Annotated in this window: 10 protein-coding genes; 8 read left to right on the top strand and 2 right to left on the bottom strand. The window is 70.7% G+C overall.

All coding sequences use genetic code 11. The features are described from left to right. The first annotated feature begins 527 nt into the window (after window positions 1–527). The 8 genes from WMF42_RS19655 (at window position 528) to WMF42_RS19620 (ending at window position 11,282) form a co-directional block, all read left to right on the top strand. Window positions 528–1,604 carry a hypothetical protein gene (locus tag WMF42_RS19655; RefSeq protein ID WP_437693504.1) on the top strand — a complete coding sequence of 359 codons (1,077 nt, stop codon included), beginning with the start codon at window positions 528–530 and terminating at the stop codon, window positions 1,602–1,604. Window positions 1,605–1,846: 242 nt separating this feature from the next. Continuing rightward, complete coding sequence (locus WMF42_RS19650; RefSeq protein ID WP_437693502.1) at window positions 1,847–2,854, top strand: hypothetical protein; 1,008 nt, start codon at window positions 1,847–1,849, stop codon at window positions 2,852–2,854. A gap of 98 nt (window positions 2,855–2,952) precedes the next feature. Then, window positions 2,953–4,233 carry a sigma 54-interacting transcriptional regulator gene (locus WMF42_RS19645; RefSeq protein ID WP_437693500.1) on the top strand — a complete coding sequence of 427 codons (1,281 nt, stop codon included), beginning with the start codon at window positions 2,953–2,955 and terminating at the stop codon, window positions 4,231–4,233. Window positions 4,234–4,701: 468 nt separating this feature from the next. Continuing rightward, entirely contained in the window at window positions 4,702–7,017 is a 2,316-nt protein-coding gene (locus WMF42_RS19640; protein WP_437693498.1) for a family 2 encapsulin nanocompartment cargo protein terpene cyclase, read from the top strand. 21 nt (window positions 7,018–7,038) lie between these two features. Next, window positions 7,039–8,445 (top strand): family 2B encapsulin nanocompartment shell protein, encoded by a 1,407-nt coding sequence (locus WMF42_RS19635; RefSeq protein ID WP_061610910.1) that lies wholly within the window; start codon window positions 7,039–7,041, stop codon window positions 8,443–8,445. A 96-nt stretch (window positions 8,446–8,541) separates the two neighbouring features. Further along, complete coding sequence (locus tag WMF42_RS19630; protein ID WP_437693495.1) at window positions 8,542–9,942, top strand: family 2B encapsulin nanocompartment shell protein; 1,401 nt, start codon at window positions 8,542–8,544, stop codon at window positions 9,940–9,942. A 14-nt stretch (window positions 9,943–9,956) separates the two neighbouring features. Further along, window positions 9,957–10,100 (top strand): hypothetical protein, encoded by a 144-nt coding sequence (locus WMF42_RS19625; RefSeq protein WP_437693493.1) that lies wholly within the window; start codon window positions 9,957–9,959, stop codon window positions 10,098–10,100. Between the two features lie 87 nt (window positions 10,101–10,187). Next, the gene (locus WMF42_RS19620) at window positions 10,188–11,282 is read left to right on the top strand and encodes a hypothetical protein (RefSeq protein WP_437693491.1); all 1,095 of its coding nucleotides are present in this window, start codon (window positions 10,188–10,190) and stop codon (window positions 11,280–11,282) included. Between the two features lie 173 nt (window positions 11,283–11,455). Here WMF42_RS19620 and WMF42_RS19615 read toward each other — a convergent pair whose 3' ends face one another. Together WMF42_RS19615 and WMF42_RS19610 are read right to left on the bottom strand one after the other, a co-directional pair. Further along, window positions 11,456–13,450, bottom strand: a complete 1,995-nt coding sequence (locus tag WMF42_RS19615; protein ID WP_437693489.1) for an SUMF1/EgtB/PvdO family nonheme iron enzyme — start codon at window positions 13,448–13,450, stop codon at window positions 11,456–11,458. A gap of 51 nt (window positions 13,451–13,501) precedes the next feature. Then, window positions 13,502–14,749, bottom strand: coding sequence for an MFS transporter (locus WMF42_RS19610; RefSeq protein ID WP_437693487.1), 1,248 nt, complete (start codon window positions 14,747–14,749; stop codon window positions 13,502–13,504). Window position 14,750 lies beyond the last annotated feature (1 nt).

Here is a 14,750-nt window from a genome sequence, read left to right as displayed (position 1 = left end):
TCGCTCGCGGGATCCCGACTGGGCGCGAGGCGGGTCTATCGCGGCCGTGTCGTAGTCTCCGAAAGTAACGTGATGATTGATGGCTTGTTAAAAAGTGTGAATTTGGAGGGGCTGCATCCGTGAGGAATGCGATGTCTCATGTGGTTTTTGCGGGCACGATGTGGGCGCGGTAGCAAAGGCGGTGCCGATGTCCTGTCCGTGTAGGAACGGCGTCGTGTAGGTCCCTCGCGCGGATGTCCGTGGCGCGGGGTCGGGGTAGGGGACGGACCGATGTCCTGGCGCGACAGGCCTCTCTCCTCGGAAGGAGAGAGGGGTCAGGCGAGTCCGGCCCCGCCCCGACCCTGCGCCACGGGCACCCTCGCCTGGGGCCGGGCAGCTCGGCCAGACCTCCCCCGCACCAGAGACTGTAGGATCGATCAACCCACATGCCGTCCCGTGAACGTCGAGGTACACGCAGGCAGGCGCCAGGGCGGCCCGGTCAGCGCCTGCCGCTGTTGCTCGTGCGGCCGCTCGCCCTCTGCGCGCCCTTGTGGCCGCTGTCCTCCTGCGCGACGCTCCCCCCGGAGGGAGGCGGCGAGGGCAGCCTGCCGAACGCCGGCGCCGGCCCGTTCCGGGAAATTGCTCAGGCGGAGCTGGGCGGCGCCAGGACGGCCCCGCGCGCGATGGACGACGACGAGCGCTTCGCGCGCGACGCCTCCGTTGTCGATCTCGACGGGGACCCCTCGACGCTCGCGGCCGCGGGCTTCTTCGCCGCGACCCTCCGCGCCGACGACGCCGCGCCGGACCCGCTCGCCCCGCCGAATGCGATCGTCCGCCACGACGCCGCGGACGGCCGCTCGTTCGCGCGCGCATCCACGACGGTCCTCACGCCCGAGCTTCCCTGGGAGGGCGGCGTGGTGGCTGCCCCGTCGGCGCTGCTCGTGGGCAGCGACGTCTGGCTCTACTACGCGGCCGAGGGCGGCGTCGGCCTCGCGCGCAGCGCCGACGGGATGGACTTCGCGCGCGAGCCGGCGCCGGTGCTCGCGCCGCTCGCGCCCGGCGAGGGCTGGGACGGCGGCGCCGTCCCGGGGAGCCCCGGCGTGATCCGCCTGCCCGACGGCTCGTTCCGGATGTTCTACGCCGTGCCCGGCGACGGCGACGCGTCCTTCGTCGGCGAGGCGCGCAGTGACGACGGCCTCCTGTGGGAGCGCGTCGGGAGCGGCCCCGCGCTCGCGCCGGCGCCTCTCGCCGGCGCCGACGCGCCGGAGGAGGGCGCGCCGTTCGACGGCGCCGCGGTCTCCGATCCCGCCCCGGTGCTCGCCGTCTCGGCGACGGGCCGCCCGCTCCTGCGCGTCTACTACGCCGCCAGGGACAGCGATGGGCGCTCGGCCATCGGCCTGGCGGCCCGCCTGGGTCACGACGGCCCGCTCCAGCGCGCTGTCGCGCCGGTGTTCGGCGCGTCGTCGGCGCTCTCGCCGCGCGCGCCCTCGGTGGCGGTCTACCCGGGGTTCTCGCTGCTGTTCGTCACGCAGGCGGCCGGGACGCGCGACGGCCAGGGCTATCCCGTCGTCGCCGCCGGCGTCGCGCCCGCCGACGCCGCGCTCCCGCCCCCCATGCCGCCCTGAGCGCGCTCGGCCAGCGCCGCGCGCAGGGATGTGCGGCGTGCATCGGTTGACCCATCTCAAGCGCGCGAGCCTCGCGCGATCGGCCCGAGCCCGCCGCGCGATCGCGATCGCGCCCGGCGCCGCCCGGCGCGATCGCGATCGCCCATCCGGGCCGAAGCGCGGCCGTAAGTGCCTGAATTCACGTAGGATATCGTCGGCACACGGGCTGCAAAGGCGGTGCTCGGAGAGGAGCCCCGATGTCGATGATGACCCGAAATGCCCCCGACACATCCGTGACGTTCTCGCTCGCGGAGCTCGCGAAGATCGAGGAGGAACGCGTGCGGGACGAGCACCTCCAGCGCGCGCGAGCGCGGGAGCAGGAAGCCCGCGAGCAGCGCGAGGCGGAGGCGCGCCGGCGCGCGGCGGAGGCGGCGCGGGCCGCCGCCGAGGAAGAGGCGCGGGCGCGGCGCGAGCGGGAGCAGGCCGAAGCGGAGGCGCGCGCGGGAGCGCGGGCGCGGGCGGCGCTCGAGGTCGCGCGCATCGAGGCCGAGGCGAAGGCGCGCCTGGAGGCCGACAACGCGGCGCGCGCGCACGAGCTGGCCGTCGCCCGCGCGCGCGCCGAGGGGCGGCGCCGCAGCCTGGTGCACGCGCTCGCCGCCGCGCTCGGCCTCGCGCTGTGCGGCGGCGCGGCGGCCGCGTACGGGGTCGCGCAGCACGTGGCGAGCCTCCAGCAGGAAGCCCGGCGGCTCCGCGACGCACAGGCGGCGCTCGCAGAGGAGCGCGAGAGCGCGAGGGCGGCCGTGCTCGCGGCCCTCGACCGGCGCCACGCGGCGCTGCGCGGCCGGCCCCTCGCCCGCGACGCCGAGGAGGCGCGCGCGACAGCCGAGGCGGCGCGGAACGCCCTCGACCCGCGGGCGCCGGACCACGACAGGCTGCGGGCGTTCGGGGACGCGCTCGACGCGCTGGAGGCGCGGCTCGACGCGCTCGAGAGGACCGCGGCGCTCGATCAGCGGCACGCCGATCTCGCCGCCTGGGCCGCCGAGGGGCGGCGGAGCGAGGCCACGGCGGCGGCCCGGGTCGCCGCGGCGCGCGCGAGGGCGGCGGGCGCCGACGAGGGCGCGCTCCGCGCGTACGAGGGCGCGCTCACCCGGCTGCGGGAGGCGCTCTCCCGGCCCGCGGCGCCGGGCGCGCAGCCGCAGGTCCGGCCCTCGCGGCCCGAGTGCACGAACCTGGGCGACCCGATGTGCGGGCTCGACGGGCGGCGTCTCTGAGGCGCCGGCGCCGCGCTTCTCTCCGGGCGAACGACGGCGCCGCCGCCCTCGGCGCGGCGCTTCCACGCTCCGGATGCGCGTGGCACCCTGCGAGGAGAATGGCCAAGGACGTGCCGAGCACCAGCGAGCACCGGAGCCCGGTGCGGCCCGAGGCCGGGCGGCGGCGGCCGGCGCTCGTGTGCGCCTTCCCGCGGCCCATGGCGTTCGCGCTGCCCGACTCCGGGAGCGTCATCGGCCGCGCCTGGCTCGCCGAGCGCGGCCTCGCCGACGAGGAGGTGTCCGGCAGGCACCTGCGGATCGATCGCGCCGGCGGCGCGCTGCGCGTCGCGGACGTCGGGTCGCGCAACGGCACGTGGGTGAACGGATCGAGGCTCGCGCCGCGCGACATCACGCCGCTCGACGACGGCGCGGTGCTGAGGCTCGGGCGCATCCTCCTCGTCTTCCGCCAGGAGCTCCACGGCCCCCTCGATCCGGCGCCGCCCGTGGGCGGGCTCGTCGGCCCGTACGGGCTGCGCGCCGTCGCGCAGCCCCTCGCGGGCCTGCCGCGGAGCCGCCCCGGCAACGTGCTCATCGAGGGGGAGACCGGCGTGGGCAAGGAGCTCGTCGCGCGCGCCGCGGCGGCGGCGCTCGGGCGCGCGGCGCCGTTCGCGGCGGTGAACGTGGCCGGCGTCGCCCGCGGCGTCTTCGAGTCCCAGATGTTCGGTCACGTGGCGGGCGCGTTCTCGGACGCGCGCAGCGCCGCGCCAGGGATCGTCGTGGCCCACGACGGCGGGACGCTGTTCCTCGACGAGATCGGCGAGCTCGACCTCGATCTCCAGGCGAAGCTCCTGCGGCTGCTGGAGAACCGCGAGGTGCTGCCGGTCGGGGCGCAGCGGCCGGTCCACGTGAACGTGCTCGTCGTCGCCGCGACGAACCGGGACCTCGAGGACATGGTGGCGCGCGGCGCGTTCCGGCGCGACCTGTTCGCGCGGCTCGCGATGGCGCGCATCCGCGTGCCGGCGCTCCGCGACCGGCGCGAGGACCTCTTCAGCGTGGCGTGCGAGCTCGCGCGGCGCGCGGGCGTCGCGCTCCCGGCCGAAGCGGTCGAGGTCGAGGCCATGGAGCGGCTGCTGCTCGATCCCTGGCCGAGCAACGTGCGCGGGCTCGACGCGGCCCTCGCGGCGGTGCGCCGCCTCGATCACGAGCCCGGGCTGCGGCTGTGGGCGCTCGAGGAGGCGCTGGGGAAGGCGCCGGACGATCAGAAGACCGCGCTCACGCAGGAGCGCGTCGAGTCCGCCCTCGCGGCCGCCGGCGGCAACGTGACGTCGGCCGCGGAGCGGCTCGGCGTCTCGCGCGGGAAGCTGCTGCGGTTCCGAAAGCGCGCGGGGCAAGGGGAGTGATCGCGCCTCGTTCCCTCCACGAGGCTTCCTGCCCGGGATCCGGGGAGAGCTTTCAACGCAAGGCCGCAAAAAAAGAGTCAGATTCGCGCATCCTTGTGCCTTTGCGCTCCGGGAGCCTTGGTGTTCCCATCTCTGAAACTGCCAGGTTGGCCCGGTAGATGACCGTGCCAAGGCCTCCACCGCCCGCGCGGCACAGGCGGTCGCCGCGGACGTGGCGCCAGAACGGTTCCGCCCAAGGCAGAAGCCGTGGAGTTACCGCGGTCTACGTTTTGGTCACCGGATTCTTGGTGGGACCCGCTGGGCTGAACTAGATCGGCCCTGTCAGAAGGATCCCGATCAGCCTGTACGGACGAACCGCACAAGCGCGTCATCGTAAGCCTGCGTGCGAGCGTCCGGAACACGCACCGCGAAGACATTCAGGTCGCCCGCGTCGCCCCTGTCGACGTCGCGCGAGAGAAGTCAGCGAACATGCAACCTTTCAAGCTGCCCGACTTCTACGTGCCGCATCCGGCGCGCATCAATCCGCACCTCGAAGGCGCGCGCGTACACACCAAGGCCTGGTCCTACGAGATGGGTATCCTGGAGGAGAACCCGCAGGGAACACCCATCTGGACCGAGGGCGACCTCGACGCGCACGACTACGCGCTGCTCTGCGCGTACACCCACCCCGACGCGCCCGCGCCCAAGCTCGATCTGATCACGGATTGGTATGTCTGGGTGTTCTTCTTCGACGACCATTTCCTCGAGATCTACAAGCGCACCAAGGACATGCGCGGCGCGAAGGCGTACCTCGACCGCCTGCCGCTCTTCATGCCCGTCGTGAGCACGGGGACGCCGCCGGAGCCGACGAACGTCGTCGAGCGCGCGCTCGCGGACCTCTGGGCGCGAACCGTCCCGCTCACCTCGGCCCAGTGGCGCGGGCGCTTCCTCGAGGCGACGAAGAACCTGCTGCTCGAATGCATGTGGGAGCTCGCCAATATCCAGGAGAACCGCGTCGCGAACCCGGTCGAATACATCGAGATGCGCCGCAAGGTCGGCGGCGCGCCCTGGTCGGCGGGCCTCATCGAGATCGCCGTGGGCGCCGAGGTCCCGGCCGCCGTCGCCGCGACGCGCCCCCTCGAGGTCCTGCGCGACACGTTCTCGGACGGCGTTCACCTGCGAAATGACCTGTTCTCGTACCAGCGGGAGGTCGAGGACGAAGGGGAGAACGCCAACTGCGTGCTCGTCCTCGAGCGTTTCCTCAGCGTCCCCACGCAAAGAGCGGCCGATCTGACGAACGAGATCCTGACGTCGCGGCTCCAGCAATTCGAGAACACGGCGCTCGTCGAGGTGCCGGCGCTCTGCGTGGAATACGGGCTGACGCCGGAGCAAGCCCTCGATGTCGCCAGGTACGTGAAGGGGCTGCAGGACTGGCAGTCCGGCGGCCACGAATGGCACATGCGGTCGAGCCGCTACATGAACGAAAACGCGGACAGATCCGCGAGCGCCCCCGATCTCCTCGAGGCGCCGACGGGGCTCGGCACCTCGGCGTTCCGGATCAAGCTCACGCCCGGCGCCCTGGGTCTGCAGCGGATCAAGACCCTCACCCACGCCCCGTTCCAGCCCGTGGGCAGGTCGCCGCTCCCGAAGATTACCATGCCGTTCAAGCTCCGCTTGAGCCCGCATCTGCCCGCGGCGCGCCGGAACATCGTCGCGTGGGCCCGCAAGCTCGCGATGCTCGACGTCGTGCCGGGCGTCGTCGGCTCCGGGATCTGGGACGAGCGCAGGCTCATCGGCTTCGATCTCCCCCTCTGCGCCGCGGGCATTCACCCGGACGCGTCCCCGCACGAGCTCGACATGAGCTCGGCCTGGCTGACGTGGGGGACGTACGCCGACGATTATTTCCCGCTCGTGTTCGGCGCGACGCGCGACATGGTGGGCGCGAAACGGTTCAATGCCCGGCTCTCGATGTTCATGCCCCTCGACTGCGCGAGCGCCCCGGCGCCCGAGAACCCGGTGGAGAGCGGCCTCCTGGATCTCTGGATGCGTACGGCTTCCCCCATGTCGATGAGCTCGCGGCAGTCGCTCCGCCGCAGCATCGAGACCATGACCGAGAGCTGGCTCTGGGAGCTCCTGAACCAGACCCAGAACCGGATCCCGGATCCTGTCGATTACGTCGAGATGCGCCGCAAGACGTTCGGCGCCGCTCTCACGATGGGCCTGCCCAAGCTCGCGCTCGGCGGTGTGGTCCCGGCCGCTGTCTTCCGCACGCGGACGATGCGAGGGCTCGACAACACGACGGCCGACGTGGGCGGGTGGATCAACGATCTCTATTCGTACCGCAAGGAGATCGAGTTCGAGGGCGAGCTCAGCAACCTCGTGCTGGTCGTCGAGCGGTTCCTCGAGTGCGACGCGCAGCGGGCCAAGGAGGTCGTCAATGATCTGATCACGGCGCGCGTGCTGGAGTTCGAGCACATCGTCGCGACAGAGCTGCCCCGCATCCTCGACGAATTCGACCTCGACAAGGCGGCCCGCGAGGCCGTGCTCGGATATGTCGAGAATCAGCGATCGTACATGGCTGGCGTCCTCAACTGGCACGTCGCGACGAGCCGGTACGTGGACGCGGAGCTGGAGCGCCACCCGATCGAACGGGCGATCGCGGGCGCGCGTGGGTTTGGCGCCTCTGCGGCGCGTATCAGCAGTTTCTTCGGCGCCGGAAGAGCCGGTGCCGCGGCGCCTGCTGCGAAGGTGGATCTTTCGATGGGTACGGCGCGGTCCGTGCCGGTGAAGCACGGGCGGTCCTAGCCGTCCGGGAAAGAGGGACTCATGTCTATCTCAGGGAAGTTGGGTTCGATCGATCAGCTGCCGACCAGCCTCGCGACGGCGGCCGCGAGGCAGCTCGCGACGACGACCAAGTCGGCGCCGCAGATGCAGGGCATCTCGTCGCGGTGGCTGCTCAAGCTCCTGCCGTGGGTGCACGTCAACGGCGTGTACCGCGTGAACCGCCGCCTGAGCTATGCGGTGGGCGACGGGCGCGTGACGTTCACGAACACCGGCGCGAAGATCCAGGTCATCCCGCAGGAGCTCTGCGAGCTGCCGCTCCTCCGCGGTTACGACGACATCGAGGTCCTCACCGCGCTGGCGAGCCGCTTCGTGCAGCGTGAATACAAGCCCGGCGACATCATCACCGAGCGGGGCAAGGAGGCCGATCACATCTGTCTCATCGCGCACGGCAAGGTCAACAAGATCGGCACGGGCAAGTACGGCGATGAGACGGTGCTCGCGATCCTCGCGGACGGCGACCAGTACAGCTACCAGGCGCTCCTGGAGACGCAGGATTACTGGACGTTCACGGCCAAGGCCGTCACGGCCGTCACGGTGCTGACGCTCCAGCAGAACGTCTTCGAGGAGCTTGTCGCCCAGTACCCGTCGCTGAAGAAGCACCTCGACAGCTTCAAGGCGCTCGCCGCGAAGAAGCAGGACGACACGGGCGAGGCGGCGATCGAGATCTCGGCGGGCCACTCCGGCGAGCCCGTCCTCCCCGGCACGTTCGTCGATTACGAGACCTCGCCCCGCGAGTACGAGCTCAGCGTGGCGCAGACAGTGCTCCAGATCCACACGCGCGTCGCGGATCTGTTCAACGAGCCGATGAACCAGACGGAGCAGCAGCTCCGCCTGACCATCGAGGCCCTGAAGGAGACCCAGGAGCAGGAGCTCATCAACAACCGCGAGTTCGGCCTCCTGCACAACGCCGACCTGAAGCAGCGCATCCACACGCGCAGCGGCCCCCCGACGCCGGACGACATGGACGAGCTCCTCGCCACGGTCTGGAGGGAGCCGTCGTTCTTCCTCGCGCACCCGCGCGCCATTGCGGCGTTCGGCCAGGAGTGCAGCCGCCTCGGCATCTATCCGCAGAGCACCGAGGTGAACGGCAATCACGTCCCGGCGTGGCGCGGCGTGCCGATCTTCCCGTGCAACAAGATCCCGGTCTCCGAGACGCGGACGACCTCGATCCTGCTCATGCGCGCGGGCGAGAAGAACCAGGGCGTCATCGGCCTGCACCACGCCGGCATTCCGGACGAGGTCGAGCCGAGCCTCAACGTGCGCTTCATGGGGATCAACGAGAAGGCCATCATCTCGTACCTCGTCAGCCTCTATTACTCGGCAGCCGTGCTGGTCCCCGACGCGCTCGGCGTCCTGGAGAGCGTCGAGATCGGGCGCGCCCACGAATGAGCCGCGAGCGGTAGCCGCTCCGCGTGTGCCCCGCGCGAGCGCGGGGGACACGCGGAGCGCTCTGCTCTCCGAAGCGCGCAGAAGGAAAGGTACGTCATGGCAAACGCCGATAAAGCTGGGATCGGGAACGAGGCGGAGCGTTCGAGCCTCGGGACGCTGGGGGCGCGAAGGCTCGCGACGACGACCAAGTCGCACCCGCAAATGCAGGGGATCACGCCCCGGTGGCTCTTGCGGGCCTTGCCCTGGGTCGAGGTCACGGGCGGCACGTATCGCGTGAACCGCCGCCTGAGCTATGCCGTCGGCGACGGGCGGTTGAGCTTCGGCAACGTCGGGGCGAAGGTGCACGTGATCCCGCAGGAGCTCTGCGAGCTGCCGCTCCTGCAAGGTTTCTCGGACGACGCCGTGCTCGACGCCCTGGCGAGCCGGTTCATCCAGCGGGAGTACAAGCCCGGCGCGCTGATCGCCGAGCGCGGAAAGCCCGCGGAGACGATCTTCCTGCTCGCGCACGGAAAGGCCCAGAAGCTCGGCGCAGGCAAGTACGGCGCCGACACGATCCTCGACGTCCTCGCGGACGGGGACCATTTCGGGGATCAGTCCGTCATCGATTCGAACGACGTCTGGACGTACTCGGTCAGGGCCGTCACGCCGTGCATCGTGCTCGAGCTCCCGCAGCGCGTCTTCGAGGAGCTCATCTCGCGATCCCCGGCGCTCCACGCGCACGTCGCGTCGCTCAAGGAGCGGCTGAAGAAGCCGCAGGACAAGCTCGGACAGGCGGCGATCGCGATCGCCGCCGGTCACAAGGGCGAGCGCGCGCTCCCGGGGACGTTCGTCGATTATGAGACAGCGCCGCGTGAATACGAGCTCAGCGTCGCGCAGACGGTCCTCCGGCTCCACACGCGCGTCTCGGATCTCTTCAATGATCCGATGGATCAGCTCCAGGAGCAGCTCCGCCTGACCGTCGAGGCCCTGCGCGAGCGGCAGGAGTACGAGCTCATCAACAACCGTGATTTCGGCCTCCTGCACAACGCCGACCTGAAGCAGCGCCTCCACCCCCGGAGCGGCCGGCCGACGCCCGACGACATGGACGAGATCCTCTGTCGGCGCCGCAAGTCGCAGTTCTTCCTGGCGCACCCGCGCACGATCGCCGCCTTCCACCGGGAGTGCAGCCGCCGCGGCGTCTACCCGACCATCGTCGAGCTCTCCGGCGCGAAGGTCGCGGCGTGGCGCGGCGTCCCGATCCTGCCCTGCGACAAGATCCCGATCAACGAGGACGAGACGAGCTCCATTCTCGTCATGCGCACCGGGCGGGAGCATCAGGGCGTCATCGGCCTCCACCGCACGGGCCTCCCCGATGAGATCGAGCCCGGCGTCTCGGCCCGCAGGATGGAGACCGACGGGAAGGCCATCACCTCGTACCTCGTGAGCACCTATTACTCCGCCGCGGTGCTGGTGCCCGACGCTCTCGGCGTGCTTGAGAACGTCCAGATCGGGCGGTAGCCTCGGCGGCCTCGATGACCCTGCATCTCGACCTGCTCCTCCACAACCTCGTCGCGCTGTGCGTCGCGATCGTGATGCTCCTGCTCCTCTCGGAGCTCGTGGTCCGGCCGATCCATCGGGGCTACGCCTTCGTCTTGCGCTCGCCGACGCTGGAGTAGGCTCGCCAGCTACACGCGGGGCGCATTTTACGTGAGCCGCCTCGCGACGGGGTTCGGATACCTCCTGAAATCTCAAGAGGATCACTGATGAGCTTCATTACGCTGCCATATTCATCGGGCGACCGTCCGCCTTTTTATATCCGGCCTCGCGCCATCGAATTTTTATTGCAGGATGAGAAGGGGACGCTTCTCAACGACCTCCATGGACGACGTTACCTGGAGAGTCGCCCGATCGAATCCTTGTTGAGCGTCATCCAAGAGGATGAGCCATTCGTGGAAGTTCCATTCTTGAAGAGCTCGATGCGTGTGTGTGGATACATTCGCCTCGGCGCGATCGAGTACATTACGGCTGTTGGCGGCGCGACGAGGGTGCACACTTCAAGCGATCGGGATTACATGGCCGCAGAGTCGCCGAGCGAGCTGGTGGCCAGATTTCCCGGCGAGATGTTCGATTGCATGCGCGGCGGCGAGGAGCAGGTCGTTTATTTTCGGCGCGATCGATTGCTTGGAGTATCTCCCCTTGAATGTTCGTCCACCTATGTCTACTCGTTCGACAGCCGGGAGCGTGTGTACAGCGACCAGTTCGAGCCGAACTGGGTCATGGGCATGACGGTCGCTCAGATCGAAGACGGCCGAGCATTTTTCCGGGCGAACCGGATAAAAGGCTTCCGGGTGGACCAGGGTGGAAATATTGAATTGCACGGGGCAGTCAAGCTTGCGGGCCTATCGGCTGAGGCTGTGCTGAAAGTGTGTCCGATCGCGCGTCCGGTGTCTTTTGCGCAATGCGCCGCCGGGCAAGGTGGAGCGGAATATAGATACGATTGGGTGTTGGATCGGGACGCGATCGATGCGATCGTTCCGAGAAACCCTGGGTTGGGCTTGGACACCCGTGTCGGTACCCCATTCTTAGGTCTCGACACGGTCGATCCGCTCGAGGAGCTCATAGCTCAGCTTGACTTGACGTCGTTTGTTCGATTGGCTCGAAGCTCGGAAGGGCGAGGCTCGGACGTTCCATCGGACTACAACAGACGGCATCCGTGGGCTTACTATCGTCCGGAATCTATTCTGGCCATGGAAGCGGGAGTCCATGGGACATCAATCGCGACGAGGACCTGTTCGCATATCGTCGATGAAACACTGGAAGAAATTCTGCGTTCTTGTGTTGAGCCAGGGGTGCGGTAGGGTGCTCTGCTCTTGGTGAAGGCAATGGGGGGTTGTCGATTGGCTTCGCTGCGTCGGCCGAGCCTGCGGGCCTGATTCAAGGGCCGCTGTCGCAAGCTGCTCAATCCTTGTAGCGCTGGCCAGGTGGGTGCAGCCTGCCGTAGATGTCCTGGCAGGATCTCTGACCCGCAGAACTAAGGGGCCTTGGCGCAGCGGAAGCCGATGCTCCAGCCGCGCGCCGTGGAAGCGCTCGGGCGGCGGTGGGCGGAGCGCACGTACTGGCTCTCGACCGTGTCCCACCCGCCGCCGCGGAGCACGCGGCGGGAGTCGTCGCAATCATCCCTGTCGTAGGGGCAATAGTGGCTCTCGGTCCACTCCCAGACGTTGCCGGCCAGGTCCAGGACGCCGGCGGGCGATCTCCCTGCCGGCGATCGTCCGACGGGGGCCGTCGCCGGGGCCGCGTCGCCGTCGTTGTACATGCGAGGCCACGGGCCCTTGCCCACCTTCTCTAGCCGCTCCGTCAGCATCCCGCTGCACTCCGGCCCGCAGGCGTTGAGGCGCTCGCCCGAGGGAGGCGAGTCGCCCCAGGGGTAGGTCCATGCGTCGTTGCCGCGCGCCGCGAGCTCCCACTCCGCCTCGGTGGGCAGCCGCTTGCCGGAGGCGGCGCAGTACGCCTTCGCCTGGTACCAGTCGACGCAGTTGATGGGGTGGTCCGGCGCCTCGGGGCCGTTGCAGAACTGGCTCCAGAAGGCGCGGCCGTTCGGCGTGAGCCCCTCCGACTCGACGGTTCGCCGCGGGCGCTCACAGGCCTCGCAGTCCGAGTAGGCCTTCACCGTGACCTCGGTGACGTCGAGGCAGAACGCCTTCACGGTCACGCCGTGTCGCGGCGTCTCGTCGCTGGGCGTCTCCGCGTCGGCGTCGGAGCCCATCTGGAGCTCGGCGTCCTCGATGAGCACCATGCCGCCCGGGCAGCCGCCCGACGCGGCCGGCGGCGGGCGCAGGAAGAGGTACACCCCCGCGCCCGCCGCGCACGCGGCGGCGAGCGACACGGCGCGCCGGAGGCGGGGCGCGCGCGCGCCCGAGGGGCCCCGCGCCGCGGGCCGCTCCGCGGCGGGCGGGTGGAGCGCGGTGTGGCCGGCCGCAGCGTCAGCGACGGAGCCTGCCGTCGCGGGGGCGTCCGCGGGCGCGCCCGGGGTCACCGGCTCTCTCGAGAGCTCGCCCGCGCCCTGGGGCGCGCCCCGGAGATCGCCAGGCGCGGCCACGGTCGTGGCGAACGCGGCAGGGTGATGGCGGCCAGCGGGCGCGTCGACCTCCGCGATCCCGGCCTCCAGCCCCGGGAAGGCCTCGACCATCTCGCGCGCCGACTGGAACCGGCAGCTCGGATCGACGGAGAGCGCCTTGGCGAACCAGTCGTCGATCGACGGCGGCAGACCCGGCCGCTGCTCGGTGGCGGGGCGGAACTTCCCCTTCAGGACCGCCGCGCCCACGGCGACGAACGAGCCGCCCTGGAACGGCAGCGCGCCTGTCAACGTCTCGTAGAGGACGACGCCAAGCGACCAGAGATCCGAGCGGAGATCGACGTCCTTGCTCCCCTCGAGCTGCTCGGGGCTCATGTAGGGAGCCGATCCGATCACCACCCCTGTCTCGGTGAGCGCTGGGCTCGCCGCCGGCGCTGCCGCGTCGCCCGCCAGCTTCGCGACGCCGAAGTCGAGCACCTTGACGAAGAGCGGGTAGCCCTCGCTCCCCTCCGTGATGAAGACGTTGTGGGGCTTGATGTCGCGGTGCACGATCCCGCGCTCGTGGGCGCTCTCGAGCGCGCTCCCCACCTGCTGCGCGAGCGACCTCGCGGTGGCGAAGCTGAGGCGGCCGCCGCGCTCGAGGAGCTCGGCGAGCGAGAACCCGCGCAGGAGCTCCATCACGAGGTACGGGACGGCGCCGTCGACGACGCCGTAGTCCATGACCTGCACCACGTGCGGGTGCGCGATCCGCGCCGTGGCCCTCGCCTCCCTCTGGAAACGCGCGACGAGGGCAGGACTCTCGGCCGCCCGCTCGGGGCGGATGAACTTCACCGCGACGTCTGTGTCGAGGGCGAGGTGCCGCGCCGCCCACACGACCCCCATCCCGCCCTGCCCGAGAGGCCTCAGCAGATGCAGCTTGTCGGCGATGACGGCTTCAGGTCGGAGCTCCACGACGACCCGGCGATGGTACCACCGGCGCGCCGGCGCCCGAGGCCCGGCGTGCTAGCCCCGGCCGTGCGCCACGCGCGCGGCGCCGGCGCCGCTCGACGGGCCGAGCGCCACGCGGCGCTCGATCAAGAAGAGCAGCGACGACGACGCCAGGGTGAAGGCGATCGCCAGCGCCGCCACGGCGCGCATGCCGTCGAGGCGCTGGTCGGGGAGCTCGTGCAGCAGCCGGGCCGACAGGAACGCGGCGAGCGCCGACGAGAGGTGCTCCAGGGCCGACTGCATGGAGCCGAAGCGCGCCCGCTCGGAGGGGAGCGGCACCTTCGACACGAGCGTGCTGTAGGAGATGTTGCGGATCGCGGTCCCCGTCATGAACGCGACGAAGACGACGAGCACGGGGAGCCCCGGCACGTACGAGTGGAACCCGGCGTAGAGCACGGTCACGAGCACCGCCGCGCCGGCCGTGCTCGTGCGGAACGCGCCGATGCGATCGATCAGCGCGCCCGCGGTGCGCATCACGACGAAGGTGAGCGCGCCGCCGACGAGGTAGAGCAGGCCGAGCCGCTCGCGCGGATAGCCGAGGTTGTGCTGCACGTAGGCCGAGATGTTCGGGATGACGAGGAACGACGCCATCGTCATGGCCGCCGTGGCCGAGTACGAGAGCAGCACGAGCGGGCGGCCGACGAGCGCCCGGAGCTCGCGCAGGGCGGTCCCGGGCGCCCGCGCGCCGGCGAGGTGGCCGCGCATCGAGGGGAGCAGCAGGAGCGCGAGCCCCGCGACGGCCAGCCCGAGCGCCGCGACGGCGAAGAACGGGAGCTGGAAGCCGCCGCGGCGCGCGAGCTCCAGGCCCGCAGGCACCCCGAGCACCGCGGCGAGCGAGTAGGCGCCCATCACGACGCCCATCGCCTTGCCGCGCCGCTCCGGCGGGATCGCGTCCGCGACGATGGAGAACGCGATCGAGGTCGCGGGCCCGCCGAAGGCGCCGGCGAGCACGCGCGCCGCGAGGAGGCTCGGCAGCCCGGTGGCGAGGCCGCCCGCGGCCGTGCCGAGGACGAGGCCGAGCATCGCGATCGCGAGCGCGCGGCGCCTGTCGAAGCGGTCGAGGAAGAACGCGCCGGCGAGCCCCGAGACAGCCGCCGCCGCGGTGTAGCTGCCGCCGATCAGGCCGATGTCGGACATCGGGATGCCGAGGGCCACAGCGAAGTCCGGCCCGAGCGGCATGACCACCATGAAGTCGAGCAGGTTGACGAACTGGACCGCCGCGATGAGGAACAGGAGGCGCCGTTCGGAGCGAGCGTTCAGCACG

Source organism: Sorangium sp. So ce176 (assembly GCF_051519835.1).
GTDB classification, from domain to species: Bacteria; Myxococcota_A; Polyangia; order Polyangiales; family Polyangiaceae; genus Sorangium; species Sorangium cellulosum_G.
The sequence above is the reverse complement of the archived record's forward strand: the minus strand, read 5'-3'. Positions and strand labels throughout refer to the sequence as shown.